Origin of the sequence: Limimaricola litoreus, assembly GCF_024159025.1 — a bacterium.
Lineage (GTDB): Bacteria > Pseudomonadota > Alphaproteobacteria > Rhodobacterales > Rhodobacteraceae > Limimaricola > Limimaricola litoreus.
In genome coordinates, this window is sequence record NZ_JAMYXC010000025.1 from 1 (window position 1) to 15,397 (window position 15,397).

General features: G+C 68.0%; 11 protein-coding genes. 3 read left to right on the forward strand and 8 right to left on the reverse strand.

Annotated features, from left to right (window positions below):
- Nucleotides 1-1,623 (forward strand): M14 family metallopeptidase (locus NHG85_RS01650; RefSeq protein ID WP_253329181.1); only part of this gene is annotated, 1,623 nt, incomplete at its 5' end.
- A gap of 40 nt (nucleotides 1,624-1,663) precedes the next feature.
- Here NHG85_RS01650 and NHG85_RS01655 read toward each other — a convergent pair.
- From NHG85_RS01655 to NHG85_RS19650, 5 genes are all read right to left on the reverse strand, one after another.
- A complete protein-coding gene (locus NHG85_RS01655) occupies nucleotides 1,664-3,004 on the reverse strand; it encodes an HlyD family type I secretion periplasmic adaptor subunit (protein WP_253329183.1) in 1,341 nt (446 codons plus the stop codon).
- On the reverse strand, nucleotides 3,001-5,115 hold the full coding sequence (locus tag NHG85_RS01660) for a type I secretion system permease/ATPase (protein ID WP_253329184.1): 2,115 nt from the start codon (nucleotides 5,113-5,115) through the stop codon (nucleotides 3,001-3,003). Before NHG85_RS01660 ends, NHG85_RS01655 begins: the two co-directional genes overlap by 4 nt.
- Before the next feature lie 11 nt (nucleotides 5,116-5,126).
- On the reverse strand, nucleotides 5,127-7,736 hold the full coding sequence (locus NHG85_RS01665; RefSeq protein WP_253329185.1) for a hypothetical protein: 2,610 nt from the start codon (nucleotides 7,734-7,736) through the stop codon (nucleotides 5,127-5,129).
- 152 nt (nucleotides 7,737-7,888) lie between these two features.
- The gene (locus NHG85_RS01670) at nucleotides 7,889-11,344 is read right to left on the reverse strand and encodes a hypothetical protein (RefSeq protein WP_253329186.1); all 3,456 of its coding nucleotides are present in this window, start codon (nucleotides 11,342-11,344) and stop codon (nucleotides 7,889-7,891) included.
- 279 nt (nucleotides 11,345-11,623) lie between these two features.
- On the reverse strand, nucleotides 11,624-11,749 hold the full coding sequence (locus NHG85_RS19650; protein ID WP_256500049.1) for a hypothetical protein: 126 nt from the start codon (nucleotides 11,747-11,749) through the stop codon (nucleotides 11,624-11,626).
- A 170-nt stretch (nucleotides 11,750-11,919) separates the two neighbouring features.
- On the opposite strand from NHG85_RS19650, the gene NHG85_RS01675 reads away from it, so the two are divergent.
- Nucleotides 11,920-12,714 (forward strand): helix-turn-helix transcriptional regulator, encoded by a 795-nt coding sequence (locus tag NHG85_RS01675; protein ID WP_253329187.1) that lies wholly within the window; start codon nucleotides 11,920-11,922, stop codon nucleotides 12,712-12,714.
- Nucleotides 12,711-13,238, forward strand: coding sequence for a hypothetical protein (locus NHG85_RS01680; protein ID WP_253329188.1), 528 nt, complete (start codon nucleotides 12,711-12,713; stop codon nucleotides 13,236-13,238). The genes NHG85_RS01675 and NHG85_RS01680 overlap by 4 nt, the downstream gene beginning before the upstream one ends.
- 58 nt (nucleotides 13,239-13,296) lie before the next feature.
- Here NHG85_RS01680 and NHG85_RS01685 read toward each other — a convergent pair whose 3' ends face one another.
- From NHG85_RS01685 to NHG85_RS01695, 3 genes are all read right to left on the reverse strand, one after another.
- Nucleotides 13,297-13,491, reverse strand: coding sequence for a hypothetical protein (locus NHG85_RS01685; protein WP_253329189.1), 195 nt, complete (start codon nucleotides 13,489-13,491; stop codon nucleotides 13,297-13,299).
- A 117-nt stretch (nucleotides 13,492-13,608) separates the two neighbouring features.
- On the reverse strand, nucleotides 13,609-14,709 hold the full coding sequence (locus tag NHG85_RS01690; RefSeq protein WP_253329190.1) for an N-acetylglucosamine-6-phosphate deacetylase: 1,101 nt from the start codon (nucleotides 14,707-14,709) through the stop codon (nucleotides 13,609-13,611).
- On the reverse strand, nucleotides 14,709-15,397 hold a 689-nt coding region (locus tag NHG85_RS01695; protein ID WP_253329192.1), incomplete at its 5' end, for a class II D-tagatose-bisphosphate aldolase non-catalytic subunit. The genes NHG85_RS01695 and NHG85_RS01690, both read right to left, overlap by 1 nt.

A 15,397-nucleotide genomic window follows, 5' to 3' on the forward strand; every position in this document is an offset into this window, starting at 1 on the left:
CGCGCGATGGAGGCGCGCGCCCGCGCCGAGGGGCGCGATCTGCGGCTGCACTCGGCCTACAAGACGCTGCTGCACGACGTGCTCGAGGAGGGTCTGCTCGACCGCGCCTCGCGCGCCACGATCCATTACCCGGTGGTCGACGGCTGCCCCGAGGACCGGTTCCGGCTCGAATGCTACCCGCTGCACGCGCTGGTCTCGCAGTGCGAGATCACCTTTGTCCCGCGCCGGCACGAAGGGGGCCGCCTGCCCGCCTACGAGATCGAAACGCCCGACGCGCGTCACCACGTGCCGGTGCCGGTGCGCCAAGTCACGCTCGAGGACGGCAGCCCCGCGCTCGCCGCCTGCGGCTGGATCGAGGAGGAGCAGCAGGGCGGGCGTCACCTGCCGACCGAATACGAGGCGATCTTCGAGGCGGTCTGCGAGCACCTGCGCGCCTTGCCGCTCGATCCGCTTTCGCCCGAGGAGCCCGAGGGTCCGTTCTTCGACCGGCTCGAGGTGATCGTGGAGCTGCCTTACGAGGACCAGGTGCTGCCCATAGGCTCCGAGGTGATCTCGCTGGCCGAGGCCATGCACGAGGAGATCTACTTCACCGCGCTGGAGATCTTTCAGGCGCGGCTCGGCCTCGCGCCGGGGCAGCGCTCGGTCAAGGCGGGGCAGATCGTGCCGCTGGTGCGGCGCGGCGACAGGCCGAGGCTGCAGATCCGCTCTGCACAGGCCGAGCCGATGCTCGACCGCGACCAGCCCGGCCGCCCCGCGCTCGACGCGGCGACGCAGTGGCTCTACCCGGCCCAGATCTCGGCCCATCTCGCCGCGATCGGTGGCGCGGCCTATGCCACCCGCTCCCGGCAGGGGCGGCCGGTCGAAGGCTGCCATGTCGGCGGCTCCGGCCCGGCCCGGCTCGCGATCTCGGCCGGGCAGCATGCCAACGAGACCTCGCCCATGGTCGGCGCGCTGCGCGCGGGCCGCGACCTCGCCGCCGAAGGCGAGGTCAGCTTCACGCTGAACCCGCTCGAAAACCCGGATGGCTACGCGCTGTTCCGCGAGCTTTGCGCTGACAATCCGCGCCACATGCACCACGCCGCGCGCTACACCGCGAGCGGCGCCGATCTGAGCCACGGCGCGGGCCGCCACGAGAGCGCGATCCGCGATCTCGCCCATGCCCGGCTGCCGGCCGAGGTGCATGTGAACCTGCATGGCTACCCCTCGCATGAATGGACCCGGCCGCTCACCGGCTACATCCCGCGCGGCTTCGGGCAATGGACCATCCCCAAGGGCTTTTTCCTGATCCTGCGCCACGACCCGGCGCAGGAGGCGCTCGCCCGCGAGGTGCTTCAGGCCGGCCTCGAAGCACTGGCCGCGTTCCCCGAACTCGCGGCGCAGAACCGCCGGATGCTCGCGCTCTACCGCCGCTATGTCGGGGCGGAGAGCTTCGAGGTGCATGCGGACTGCATTCCCTTCACGGTGAGCCGTGACGCCGAGGCGCTCTACCCGGTGACGCTGATCACCGAGGCGGCGGACGAGACCGTCGGCGGCGAGGATTTCCGCATCGCGCAGGAGGGGCAGTACCGCGTCGTGCGCGCGGTGGCCGGGCTGCTGCAGCGCCGGGCGCGCGTGGTCGCCTGAGCGCCCGGCGGTCCCGGTGCGGTCACGCGCCGCGCCGAGGCTATTGCTCGCGGAAGGCGCGCGTCATGCTGTCCCTGATCGGCTTGGTGATATACTGCACGAAGGTCCGCGATGCGGTCTGGATCATGATTTCGGCCGGCATGCCCGGCGTGGGGGCGAAGTTGCGCACCCGGGCCAGCTGCTCGGCGGGGATCGAGATCCGCGCGAGGTAGATCTCGCGCATCTCCTCGCCCGCGCCTTCGGTGATCGCATCCGCCGAGACGTAGTAGACTTCGCCGTCGAGCACCGGGGTCGTGCGCTGGTTGAGCGCGGTGAGCCGGACGGTCGCCGCTTGGCCGCGCCGCACGCTGTCGATCTCGACCCGCGGGATCTGCACCTCGATGATCAAGGGCTCGTCCACCGGCAGGATCTCGAGGATGGGGCGTCCGCTTTCGATCACGCCGCCCGGGGTGTGGAAATAGAGCCGCACCACCGTGCCCGCGACGGGGGCCGTCAGGTCGATCCGGGCACGTACCGAGCGCGCGGTGCGGAACTGCTCGTTGATGCTTTCGAGCTGCGATTGCACGCTTTGCAACTCATCGAGCGCCTTCTCGCGGTAACGGTCGATCTCCTGCGAGATCTGCGCGCGGTTCTTGCGCACCAACTCGTCGATCTCCTCGATCTCCGCTTCCAGCCGCCCGATCTGCCCCTGCGCCTCGAGTTGGGCGCGCTCTATCGCCAGAAGCTCGGGGCGGCGCAGCAGGCCGCGTGTGAACAGCGCCGACTTGTCCTCATGCTCGGCCTGCAGCAGTTCAAGCTGGCCGCGATGGGTGCCAAGTTGGGTTTCGTAGCCGCGGGCCCGGATCAGCAGCGCCTGCACGCTGCGCTCCAGAAGGGCCAGGTCGTTCTCCAACGCCGCGCGCGACACCCGGTAGGCCAGCTCCTGCCCGTCGAGGATCCCCGCGACGGCGATGTCCTCGCGCGCGGCCTCCAGATGGGTGGGAAAGCGCAGCTCGTCGTGGCGCTCCTCCTCGGCCACGAGCCGCGCCTGCGTTGCCTCCAGCCGGAAGCGGCGCAGCTGCAGCTCGCGCTCGGCCGCCACCGCCTGCGTACCGTCGAGCCGCAGCAGGAGCTGGCCCGCCTCCACCCGGTCACCTTCGCTGACGAGGATCTCCTCGATGATCCCGCCTTCGAAATGCTGCACGATCTTGTTCTGCCCGGTGGCGACGAAGCTGCCTTGCGCGATCACCGCCGCCGCGAGCGGCGCGCGAAAGGCCCATGCCCCGAAGCCGCCGAAGCTCAGCACCAACAGCACAAGTCCCCAGATCGTGTGATGCCGCACGGAGCGCGGCACGCGGGCAAACCATTCGTCCTCGTCGGCCGTCCATTCGGTCATGCTCATGATCCCCCTCCCCCCTTGGGCCGCGGGACGCGCGGCGCCTTGTCACCCGCAAGCCTGGTCAGCACCTCCATCCGCGCGCCGAACATCTGGATCGTGCCGTCGCCGAGCAGCATGATCTTGTCCACAGCGGTGAGCAGGGACGGCTTTTGCGTCACCACCACCACGGTGATCTTGTTCTGCTTGGCGTGCCGGATCGCCTGGGCCAGCGCCTTGTCGCCGGCGCTGTCGAGGTTGGAGTTGGGTTCGTCGAGCACCACGAAGCGCGGCTCTCCGAAGAAGGCGCGCGCCAGCGCGATGCGCTGCTTCTGCCCGCCCGAGAGCGGCGCGCCGTCGGCGGCCACCACCGTCTCGTAGCCCTGCGGCAGGTTGGCGATCATCTCGTGCACGTCGGCCAGCGCCGCGGCCTGGTAGATCTGCGCATCGGTCGCGTCATGGCGCATCCGGCCGATGTTGTCCTTGATCGTGCCGGGAAAGAGCTGCACGTCCTGCGGCAGATAGCCGATGTTTTCGCCCAGCTGGCGCGGGTCCCAGTTGCGCAGATCCATCAGGTCGAGCCGTACGTTGCCCGAGGTAGGCAGGATCGAGCCTACCAGCATTTTGCCCAGCGTCGTCTTGCCCGCCCCCGAATTGCCGATGATCGCCAGCGTGTCGCCGGGATCGAGCGAGAAGCTGATGCCGTTGAGCACGACCTGCTTGGTGCCGCCGGGCACATAGAGCAGCCGCTCCACATCGAGCCGGCCTTCGGGGCGCGGCAGATTCAGCCGCTCGAACTGCAGCCGTGAGGAGGTCAGCAGCGCCGTGATCCGGCCATAGGCCGCGCGCGACAGCGCATAGGCGCTCCAGCCCTCGATCGCGCCCTCGATCGGCGCCAGCGCCCGGCCGGCGATGATCGAGGCGGCGATCACCATGCCGCCGGTGATCTCTCCGCCGATGGCGAGAAAGGCGCCCCAGCCCAGCATCGCGATCTGGGTCAGCAGCCGCACGGCGCGGCTGACGGCGGAGGCGGCGATGTTGCGGTCCTGCGCGCGGACCTGCGCGGTGAGCGAGATCGCGGTATCGCGGCCCCAGATCCGCACCGCCTCGGGGATCATGGCGAGGGCGTTGATGATCTGGCTGTTGCGCGCCATCGAATCGAGGTGGAGATTGGCGCGGCTCTGCGCGGCGTTGGCCTCGGCAAAGGCGCGGGCGGTGATCCTCTGGTTGATCAGCGTGATCACCAGAAGCGCCAGCGATGTACCGACCACGATCATGCCCAGATGCGGGTGCACGAGGAAGATCGCGAGGATGAACAGCGGCGCGAAGGGCACGTCGAGAAACGACAGCAGCGTGCCGGAGACCAGAAAGCCGCGCAGCTGCTGCAGATCGCCCAATGTCTGGTATTCGCGCCCCGAGCCGTGCAGCGCCGCCGCCGAGGCCGCCGACAGGATCGGTGCGCCGAGCCGGGCCGCGACCTCCACGGCCGTGCGCATCAGCATGAAGCGCCGGATCGCGTCGAACACCGCCTGCAGGATCACCGCGCCGACGATGACGATGGTGAGCATGATCAGCGTGTCGGTCGAGCGGCTGGTCAGCACCCGGTCGGAGATCTGGAACAGGTAGATCGGGATGGCGAGGATGAGCAGGTTGGTGGCGCAGGTCAGCACAAGAATCATCACGAGGTTGCGCCGCACCGCGCCGATCCCGCGCTGCAGCGCCAGGCCGTAATTCTCGGGCGCCATGCGCTTGTGGAACCTGGGCGGCACGGGTCCGCCTCCACCGCCGCCTCCGCCGCCGCCGCCATCCACCGGGGTCCCGTCCTTGCCCGTGCCGCGCTGCGGCGTCTTCGGGGCGTCCGTCAGGCGCCGCGGCCCGCGATCTGCCTCGATCACCTTACCAGGAAGCGGGGGGCCTTCGTCGGGCCCGCGCGCGGCGGGCGGATCGGCGCGCGGTGCATCGGCAGCGGCGCCGGGGGTGTTCGGGGAGGGCTGCGGCACGGCGCGGGCGGTGGTGTCCCCCATGCCGGACCGGCCGGTATCCGGAGTTCTGAGGAAACGGGGCAGTCGCGCGTGGGGCGCCTTGCGGCGCATCGGTGGATCGACGCGGATGGGATCGGCGTAGTCTTTCACGCGCATGACGCTCCTCGCTAACTCAGCATGGTCTGCATTAGATCGGCCTGGCTGGCCGACATCGCGGCGAGGCCGCTGTCGACCGCCGCATGCCCGGCCTCAAGCTCCGCGACCGCCGTTTCGATCATTCCGTCTGCGAGAAAGGCGACCGCCTCGCTGGCGAGCTCCGTCAGCCCCGCGCCCGGGGCGGGGGCGTTCTCCTCGACGAAGCCCGCCTGATGCAGCAGCGCGTCGCTGTAGCTCTCGCCCTCGGCCATGATCTGGGAATCGATGCCCTTTTTCGAGATCGACGCCAGATTCGCCAGAAGGTTGGCCTCGGTCACGATCTGCGCCTCGGGCAGGGCGGCGATTGCCGCCTTGAGGATCTCGACCTGGTCCTGATCGCCCAGAATGTTGATCTGGTCGATCCAGTTCGCGGTGATGAAATCGCCCTCGATCAGCAGCACCTTGAGCAGCTCGACCCCTTCGAAGAGATCGAGGCCGAGCACCTCGCGGCCCAGGGCTTCGGCTCCCTCGGTCAGCGCCTTGCTCGCTTCTGCAAGCGCCTTGGGCAGTTTTGCCGCGACGTCCAGCCCCTCGGTATGGATCCGGGCCTCGTTGTAGCTCAGGTTCCCGGGTGCCGCGGGTTCGGCCGGGGCGGGGGCGCTGGTGGTGTCGCCGGACGGGTCGGTGGCAACGGCCTGCTTGGCCATTGGCTGCCCCGGGCCCGTTACGGTTTTCGCCGTCTCCTCCGGGGCCGCCCCCTCTGCCGAGGTCTGGAGCGGAGCCTTGGCGGGTGCCGGGGCGGGCGAGGAGGGCGCCGTCGGGACCGGCGCCGAGGTTCCGGGCGAAGCGCTTGCCGTCTCGCCGGTCGCGGCCGGGGCGGTCTGCTTGTCCTGCATGACCGTGGGCGTCACCGTGGGCGTCTCGTCCGCGATGTCCGGGCCCCTCCCGTCTTCGCCGGTGGCCCCGGTCACCGGGGCGGGGGCGGGGGCGGGGGCGTCGAGCGGCGCGGGGTCCGGTATCGCTTCGACGATGTCGTCGTCGACCAGCAGGTTCGTCTGCCGGATCAGCGTCGCGTCGACCATGTCTCCGCCGACCACGATCAGGTCGAAGGTCCAGCCGAACTCGTTGAGCACCGCGAGGATCGCAAGCTCGTTCTCGCCCGACGAAAGCTGCAGCCGCGTGGAGGGGATGTCGATGCGCAGGCTGTCGGTGTCGCTTGCGAAATTGTATTGCTGCACCCCGTTCACCTGCACGAGGTCGCCGGTGATGCGGGCGATCGCGAAACCGCTCGGCGACGTCCCGGCCTGATCCGCGTCGCGCGGGGCGGGGTTCGAGCTGGAGGTGATCGAGGCGGCGTTCATCACCATCGAGGACGGCTGGTCCCCGGGGGCCGCGCCCGCCTCCGGGGCGGTCTTCGTACCCGTCTTCGCACCGGCCTCCGCGCCGGGAGCGGCGTCGCGGTCGAAGGTCGCGTTCACCTGCGAGATCGCGGTAAGCTCACGCGCATCGCCCCCGACCACGATCACCGGCGCGTCGAGCCAGTTCGAGGTGATCGTCACCTCGTTGACGAGTTGGTTGCCCCCGGTCACCACGAGCGGCGCCTGGGCGGTCTCCGCCGGGGTCGTGCCCTCGTCCGTGAGGCCGGTCATCGCCTTGCCGAACGCGGTTTTCCCATCGGTTTCGATGACGGTCATGCCGGCAGGGGGGCCCGCGCCTTCGGCTGTCGTGCCCTCGCTCGACGTCCCCTGATCGCCGGGGGCGTCCTCTTCCTGTGCTTCCTCTTCCTGTGCGTCTTCTTCCTCTTCCTCTTCCTCGTCCGTCGCCTCGCCCTGCGCCGGGATCACTGCGCCGGAGCCGTCGGCTGCGTCCGGCTGCGCGTCCTGCTCTGTCTCCTTTTCGCGCAGGAAGGCGGGCAGCAGGTCCTGCCAGTCGGGCAGGGCATCCACGATCGCGCCGTCGACATGCACGCCGAGCGTGGCGTCGCCCTGCAGTACCACGCCGCCGAGCGGCGCCTCCGAGTTCTGCTCGGCTGCCTGCGTGATCTGCGCCGTCAGTCCGGCCCAGTCGAGCGCGCCCGCCGGGCTCCCCGACAGGGTTTCGAGCACAGCGGGCAGCGGCGACAGCGCCGCGACCTGTTCGCTCATGACCTCCAGGATCTGCGCCAGTTCGGCGGCCTGCGCGAGTATGGCGCCGGGCGCGACGCCGAAGGCATCGGCGTCCTGCAGCTGGTTCGACATCCACAGCACCGCCGCGACGCTGGAGGGCGGGGGCATCTCACCGCCCAAAACCGTATCGATGCGGATGTCGCCCGTCGAAATGACGATGTCGACCTCGGGGGGCGGCGGCGGGGCGACCTCGATCACGTCATCGGGGCCGGGCCGCTGCAACGGCGGGGGCGAGATGACCGGAATGGCGAAGGGGGAGGGGGGAAGCGGCTGGTAGACGATCTGGGGATCGAGCTCCCCGAGCGGATGCTCAGGTGTCAGGCGAAGCCCCTTGAACGTCAGCGCGGCGAGCGCGGGATCGGCTTCGGGTTCGAGTCGGATCTTCTCGTAATCGGCCCTGATCCTGCCGATCTCGACGGACAGGGCGAAGTCGCCGATGAAGTGCGCGATGATTTCGGTCGTTCGATCCATCGACATGTCGTGGTCCCTGCTTTCTGTGCATGGCACCCGCCAAAGGAATGACGGGTGCCGGTGTTGCCTGCGGGGAGAAATCCTGCCGATCTGTCAGGAGGGAGGAGATCGGAACCGGGGGCCGGGCGTCGCCGGCCCCCGATCCTGGTCGCGGCGGACTACATGCCGTCGCTGTCATCACCGGTGTAGTTGGAGCTGAACGAGCCACCGACCACGTTCATGTCCACCGTGTTGCCGAGCACGTTGGCGCCCATCACGATGTCCTGGTTGAACGCCGTGGTGTCGACCTGCGCTGCGGCAGAGGCGAAGGATTCGCCCGTCACGTAGCCGTCGTCGCCGTTCGACGAGCCCCAGGTGCCGGCATGGCCGGCACTGCCGCCCGCACCTGTCATCGCGTCGCCGCTGGCGCCGCCGATGCCGTCGCCGCCATCGGCGCTGCCGCCCGTGGCGACCCCGCCTTGGGCCATGCCGCCGGCACCACCGGTCGCCGCGGCCATGCCGCCCGCGCCGCCGTCGCCCGACATCGCGTGGACTTCGCCGGAAGAGGCGGTGTTGGCGTCGACCATGGAGGCCGCCTCGGCCATTCCACCATCGCCCGTATCGATGTCCTGGTCGTTGTCGGCCATCGATTCCGCGAGCGCCTCGGCCGCCAGATCCGACATCCCGCCATAGCCGCCCGTTCCGTCGGCGGTGCCGTCGGCGGTGCTGCTGGAGGTGGAGTCGGTGTCGGAGTTGGTGGCACCGCCATCGCCGCCGTCGGAGTTGGCGTCGGAGCTGCCCTCGGACATCTGGTCGGCGTCGCTATGGGCATCGGAGTTGGCATCGCCGCCCATGGCCTCGCTGCCGCCGGTGCCCGAACCGGTGGCGTCGGTGTCGTTGGTCGCCGTGCCGGCCGCGCCCGCGCCGCTTTGCGATGCGGTCGAACCGGTGTTGGCCACCGAGGAGTCGTCATCGGTGTTGGCGTTGCCCGATCCGCCGGCACCGCCGGTGCCATCGGATGTCGCATCGCCCGAGACCATGCCGGTCAGCTCGCCAGTGGTGGCGGTGCCTGCGCCGCCTGCGCCGCTGGTGTTGCCGTCCGAGCTGCCGCGCCCATCGGCCGTGGCATCGTTGTCGGTCTCACCATAGCCACCGTCGCCGCTGTCGCCATCGGCGCTGCCCATGGCATCGGCCATGGCATCGTTGTCGCTCGCGGCATCGCCCCCCATCACCGCGCCGGTCGCGCCGTCATTGCGGCCCGTGCTCGAACCGTCGCTGGTGGAGGTGCCACCGTCGCCCATGGCGTCGCCGCCCGCGCCGCTGTCGTTGTCGGTTTGCGCGTCGCCGCTCGAGTCGGAGGTGTGGCCATTGTCGGCCGCGCCGCCGTCTCCGCCGTCGGAGTCGGTGTAGTTTCCGGTCTCGGCCGAGGCCGTGTCGGTGTTGTTGGCGTCACCGCCGGTTCCGTCGCCGCCGTCGCCATCGGTGGTCGCGTCGCCGGAGACGTCGCTGTCGCTCATGCCCGTCGTGGCGTCGGCCGCCCCGCCGGTGCTGGTGCCGCCCGTGCCGCTGCCGTCCGCATCGGCGTTGGCTTCGGCCGGACCGGTATCGCCGCTGGTGCTGCCACCATCGCCACCGTCGGCATCGTTGGCATTGGCAGGCGAGTTGTTGCCCGTGGTGTCGACATCGGGATTGCCGCCGCCGCCATAGGCGTCCTGCGTGCTGTCGTTATAGGTGTCGTCCGTCGTGGCATCGCCATCGCCATCGCCATCGGCGCTGTCGCTGTCACCCGCCTCGGTGTCGGCCTCCGAGGAGGCGTCGCTCTCGGCGTCGCTTTCGGCGTCGTTCTCGGCATAGCCGCCATCGCCGTCGCCCGAGTCGGCCGAGCCAGCGGTTTGCGCGTCGCTGTTGCCATCGACGTTACCGTCGATGTCGCCCGCCTCGCCACCTTCCGAATAGCCGTATGCGTCGGCTTCGCTGTCGCCGGTCGCGTCGCCATCGGCTTCGCCACCGTCACCGGCCTCGTGCTCGGCATTGGCGTCGCTTTCGGCGTCGCCGTCGCTGTCTGCATCCTGGTCGGTATCGCCGCTGTCACCGGCATCGCTGTCGGCGTCGCCATAGGCGTCGGCATCGCTGTCGGCGTCGACATCGGCATCGACCTCGCCGCCATCGCCCCCGTCGGCATCGCCATAGGCGTCGCTTTCGGCGTCGCCGTCCACGTCGGTGTCGATGTCACCGGTCTCGCCGCCATCGGCATCCGAGTCCGCATCGACATCGCCGTCGCCCTCGCCATCGGCATCGCTGTCGACATAGCCGCCATCGCCGCCGTCGCCGGAGGCGTCGCTGTCGGTCTCGCTGTCGCCGTCGACATCGACGTCGCCTTCGATATCACCGCCGTCGCCGCCGTCGCCCTGGGCCTCCGAGAAGCTCAGGCCCAGGCCGAGGCCGTTGCCTTCGCTAGCGGAAGTGCCGCCGGCGCCGCCGGCCGAGCTGTTGTCGTTGTCGGCCGTGGCCGTGGTGGACTGGGTCGAAGTGGCGTCGCTCTCGCCGCCATCGCCGCCATCGTCATCCGACGCGGCATCGCTCTCGCTGTCGGATTCGGTGTCGACCTCGCTGTCGACATCGCCGCCATCGCCGCCTTCGCCATCGGCCTCCACATCGGCGTCAGTGTCCGAGTCCGAGTCGTTGGTGGAGTCGTTGTTGCCGGCATCGCCGCCCATGGCATCGGTGGCGGTGTCGATCTCGGCGCTGTCGGTGTCGTGGCCTTCGGCGTCGGCCTCATCGGCGTCACCGCCGTCGCCGCCGGTCGAGGTGGCCATGCCGCCATCGCCGCTGGTGCCGCCTTCGGCGGTCGCATCGGCCGTACCGCCTTCGCCGCCATCGCCTTCGCCGCCCTCGGCCATGGCCTCGTCACCGCCATCGCCGCCTTCGCCACCGCTGCGGATGCCTTCCTCGGCATAGGCTTCGCCGCCATCGGCGTTGCCGTTCTGGTTGAACTCGCCGGAATTTTCGACATGCGCCTCTTCGAGCGTGTCGTTGTCCTCGAGATCGTTGGTCAGGACGTTGACGAAGCCCGCATCATTGCCTTGGCCGTTGAGCGAGTCGTTCAACATGTCGTCCATGTCGAAGTCGTTGCCGGGGTTGTAATCGAGGTTGCCATTGGCGGCGATGACGTCGCCCACCTCGGAGCCTTCGAGGTCGAGATCGACCACGTCATTGTCTTCTTCGCTGGCGCCATCGAGCTCCAGGCCGACATCGACATCGACATCAACGTCCACATCGACGTCGGTGTCATTGCTGTTGGTATTGTCGTTGTCGTTGTCGTTGTCGGAGTCGGAGCTGGCATCCGCGTCGGCGTCCGCGTCGGCATCCGCGTCGGCATCGCTGCTGGCCGAGGCGTCGCTCTCGTTCTCGTTGGTGTTGGTGTTATCGTTCTCGTTGGAGTTCTCGTTCATGTTGCCGTTGTGGTTCTGGCCGTCCTCGCCGTTGTGGTCGCCGTCACCGTTGTCGTCGTTACTGTCGTCTCCCAATCCTTCGGTCTCGGCGATCGCGCCGTTCTCCTCGGTCTCGATGATGTCGGCCTCGGGCGCGGTTCCGTCGCCCCAACCGATGATTGTGTTGTTGTTGCGTGTGACCATGGTTCTGTCTCCAGACATAGCAGCCATCGCTGCACCGCCACTCATCTTGAAAGCGGTGATCCGTAATGGCAGGTTGCAATGAAATGCAAATGATGAGCGCCCCGCGAGGGACGGCAGACGTCACGAATTAAAAATGCCTCATGGCAAACCAGAAAAAGTTCCGCCCTTGGCGGGCCATCATCTTCGCCACCGACCGTACCGAAAGCCGCCTCTGAGCGAGGTGTCCGTAAGATCAAGCCGGTGCCGATAATCCGACCTTGCGGGAAAGACGTTTACGGTTCAGCCCGGATATTCGATGTATTCGGCAGGAAGCCGGCCTCGATCGGATGGGGTGGCGCGGGCATAACGCGGCGTTTTGTTAACTTTTTTCAAGTCAACGTGATCGGCTTGGCCGGTGTCGTCCATGCGGAAGCGGGGCGTGGGTTAATGCGCGTTTATGCTAAGTAACACTCTATAAACTACTTTCATCCACCGCTTGGGGCTCGGGGCCAGGCGGGGCCGCATGCCACGGCATCCTACAGGATTCCTGACCTAACCTATCGGCTTATGGGAGGGGACGGGGAATAGCCGTACTGTTGAGAACCTATGACATCCCGTTTCAGGTCATATTTTCAGTTTGTGAGTTCCCGATGTCGAATCTTGAGGATATTCCCCGCAATCATGAAGCCCCGCATCGATCCGAAAACGCGAAATGTATGGTACCGATGCTTGGGAGCGAATTCTGTTTCTCCGACGGGCTGATAAAGACGCTCTGCGCGGAATTCGAAAGCGTGACATTCGCGCGGGGTTCGGATCTTTCCGAAATATCGCGCATCTGCGAAACGCATTGCCATGTGCCGTTCCTTCTGGTCGACCAGGCGCAGATCGCGACCCAGTACGACATGCATGCCGCCGCGCGCGCCGCCGGGACGGAGATGCTGGTTCTGGCCTATGGCGGTCATCCACCGGATCAGGAGCTGCTGCGGCAGAGACTGGATGAGTACGACCCTCCGCGGATCGGTCTGCTGCCGCTCAACATGCGCATCGACGTGCTTCTGGCGGTGATGCGGCTTTTGCTGTGCGGCGAGATCCTCGTGCCCGAGGCCATCCTGCGCGGGCTCATGGCGAAGCAACCCGGGGAACGGCCCAGGGCCGGACCCGCCGATCCGGTCACGCACGACCTGACCCGCCGCGAATGGGAGGTGCTGGCGCTGATCGCCGAAGGCAAGCAGAACAAGATCGTCGCCGCCGAGCTCGGCCTGTCCGAGCATACGGTCAAGCTGCATATCCATCATCTGATCAGCAAGCTGGGCGTGTCGAACCGCACCAGCGCTGCCATCTGGTTTCTTGCCAATGGGGAGGGAAGCGTGACGCCCTCGGACACGCCATGACCGGCCCCGCGTCCGAGCCGCCGGGCGGCGACTCGGGCGCGCTGAGCGCGTTCGACCAGCTCCTGCTGCTGGTCGGGCGCATGAACTACAGCTGGACCAATACCGAGAGCCTGCTGATCCATTTGATCGCCGGGCTCGCGGGCACCAGCAAGCAGACGGCGGTGATCATCTATCTCACGCTCAACACCACCCGGGCGCGGGTCGATCTGGTCGATCGTCTCGCCAAATCCGGTGCCGCTTCCGGCGAGCTGCGCGATCGGATCACCGGGCTCACCGGGCGCATCCGCAAGCATCAGTCGCTGCGCAACCATTACAGCCACTCGATCTATTCCTTCGACGCGGAGACCGGCGCGACCCGGACCATCACCATGCGCATCGCCGATCGTAAAAACGAGCTGAAGATGGGGCGCAGCGACGATGTCGATGCAGAGGCGCTGACCCGGATCAGGCAGACGATCGAGGCGCTGAAGCTGCTCAACCACGAGATATGGACGCTGGTGCTGGAGGAGGGGTACCCGGTCTGACCCGGCCGGCCCTGTCGGGTTGTTTCGAGTGGACGGAGAATCTGCCGCCCGCGACCGCTCACGCGGACAGTTCGGTCGTGTATGCGGCCCAGATGTCGAACGCATCCTGTCTTGCGTTGCGGTAGGTGCGGGCCGAGAGGCGGTGACGGCATGGACGCAAGATGGCAGCTGTCCGATCGTGGACGACGTAGCCGATCACGGTCTGCGAAAATCGATGGTTCCCGAGACGCGGGAGATCGTCGAGGTTCAGCATGTCAGCCGGCTATCGGGCCTCCGCAGCACCATCAACCTGACAATGCAAGTCGGGCGATGGTGGAAGACCTCATTCGGATTGTTCATTGTAGGGTAGAGCTATCGGCGGATGGGTGCGTCAGTCTGGATTGCAGATCCCCGCCAGGGGCGCGAAGAACAACTCGTTCAGACGCGCACCAATCAAACACTGACGTGGCAGGCGCAGGAAATCACGCGGCGCGCTGGTTGCGGCGGCCAGAGCCTGGGCCGGATCGAGTCCGACCGGGCCGATCAGCCGCGCAACGGAGTTCTTCAGATCTATATGCGCGCCGGCCAGCGAACCGCTGGCATTGACGAGCCGCCCCTTCGAGACGCGGATGACTTCGCCGTAAAGTTCGAAATGGTCCGGCCCGCCAATGGTCGACATGGCATCCGAAACCAGCACCATGCGCCCGGTGTGCGGACGCGCGGCCCATGCCAGCCGGACCATGCGGTCATCGACGTGATGGCCATCGGCAATGATCCCGCAAAAGGCCGCGGAGTTGATCGCGGCGGCAACGATGCCCGGCGCCCGCGAGGTCATCTGCGGCATGCCGTTGAACAGATGGGTGAAGCCGACCAGACCCTCGGCGAGGGCGGCTTCGGCCCGGTCCGCGGTGGCGGCGCTGTGTCCGGCCGATACGACGACCCCCATGGCGGTCAGTTCGGCAATGGTGCCGGGCGCCAGCGTTTCCGGCGCCACCGTCAGCAGCACCGGCAGTCCCTTTTGCCTGAGCCGCACCAGCAGGTCGCGGGTGCGGCTGTCGAAGGGGCGAATGCGCGACGGGTCGTGGGTGCCCTTGTGGGCGTGGCTGATGTGCGGACCTTCGATATGGATCCCCAGCACGCCGCCCCGGCCATGCTCCTGCAGCACGGCGTCGGCGGCGCGTTCGGTGATCTCGGGGTGATCGGTAATGACCGTGGGCAAGAGAAAGCCGGTGCCGACGGCGCGATGCGCCTCGGCGATCCGGCGCACGCCTTCGGGCGTGGGCCGGTTATTGAGCATGACACCGCCGCCGCCATTGACCTGCACGTCGAACAGGCCGGGCGCGAGCACCGCATCCGTCGGCTCTGGCCGGATGCCCTCGGGCAGGGCTGCCAGCGGCACGAGCTTCGTGACCGTGTCGTCCTCGATCGCGACGGCCATGCGGCGCATCAGCATCTCGCCGTCGAAGACCGCGCGGGGCCGCAGCCAGCGCATCAGGCGACCTCGAAAAGATAGGGGGTCAGCGCCTCCTGTATCTCGGCCCATACCAGCGCGCGCGCCCAGCTTGCAGCCTCGGGTTGCAGCGTTTCGGCACGCCGGATCACCGAAGGCGCGAAGAACTGCCGGAGCATCGGCGCGGGCACCGGACGGTCGAGCGAGGCGAAGAGATCGGTCAGGGCGCGCTGCGCCGTCTCGTCCGGCCAATAGTAGCGGATCCGATCGGCATAGCCGAAATGCCTTTGATGGCGCAGGGCTTCGGCGGTGCCCTCATAGTGGTTTTCCCAATAGGCCGGTTTCTCCAGCATCAGACGTTCCATCGTGTCCGCCAGATCATGACCGCTGCGCGACGGATCGAGCCATTCCGACATCTCGTCCAGCGCGTAGAGCGCCTGGCGATAGGCGAAGGTCAAGGCCGGGCCGACCTTGAGCACCGCGAAATGCCGCCGGGCCAGCTCGGGGAAGACCGGGTCGAACTGGTAATCGGTCGAATGCGCTTCGAATGCGATGCCCGGCGCGTCCGAGAGCGCGGCCGAGAGCGCGTCGGGCGCTGTCATGTCGAAGCGGTCGATGTGGGTCGGCGCGAACTCCAGCCCCGGCTGCACGACCAGTCCGACGACCCGGCCCCAGGCGGCTTTGAGCCCGCGCTCGGCAAAGGCGGCGCGGTGGCAGGCCAGCGTGTGGC

Excerpts from the sequence above, each read along its gene's own strand:
- NHG85_RS01655 (WP_253329183.1), bottom strand. The coding sequence starts at position 3,004 with ATGAGCATGACCGAATGGACGGCCGACGAGGACGAATGGTTTGCCCGC.
- NHG85_RS01660 (WP_253329184.1), bottom strand. The coding sequence starts at position 5,115 with ATGCGCGTGAAAGACTACGCCGATCCCATCCGCGTCGATCCACCGATG.
- NHG85_RS01665 (WP_253329185.1), bottom strand. The coding sequence starts at position 7,736 with ATGTCGATGGATCGAACGACCGAAATCATCGCGCACTTCATCGGCGAC.
- NHG85_RS01670 (WP_253329186.1), bottom strand. The coding sequence starts at position 11,344 with ATGGTCACACGCAACAACAACACAATCATCGGTTGGGGCGACGGAACC.
- NHG85_RS19650 (WP_256500049.1), bottom strand. The coding sequence starts at position 11,749 with ATGGACGACACCGGCCAAGCCGATCACGTTGACTTGAAAAAAGTTAAC.
- NHG85_RS01680 (WP_253329188.1), top strand. The coding sequence starts at position 12,711 with ATGACCGGCCCCGCGTCCGAGCCGCCGGGCGGCGACTCGGGCGCGCTG.
- NHG85_RS01685 (WP_253329189.1), bottom strand. The coding sequence starts at position 13,491 with ATGCTGAACCTCGACGATCTCCCGCGTCTCGGGAACCATCGATTTTCG.
- NHG85_RS01690 (WP_253329190.1), bottom strand. The coding sequence starts at position 14,709 with ATGCGCTGGCTGCGGCCCCGCGCGGTCTTCGACGGCGAGATGCTGATG.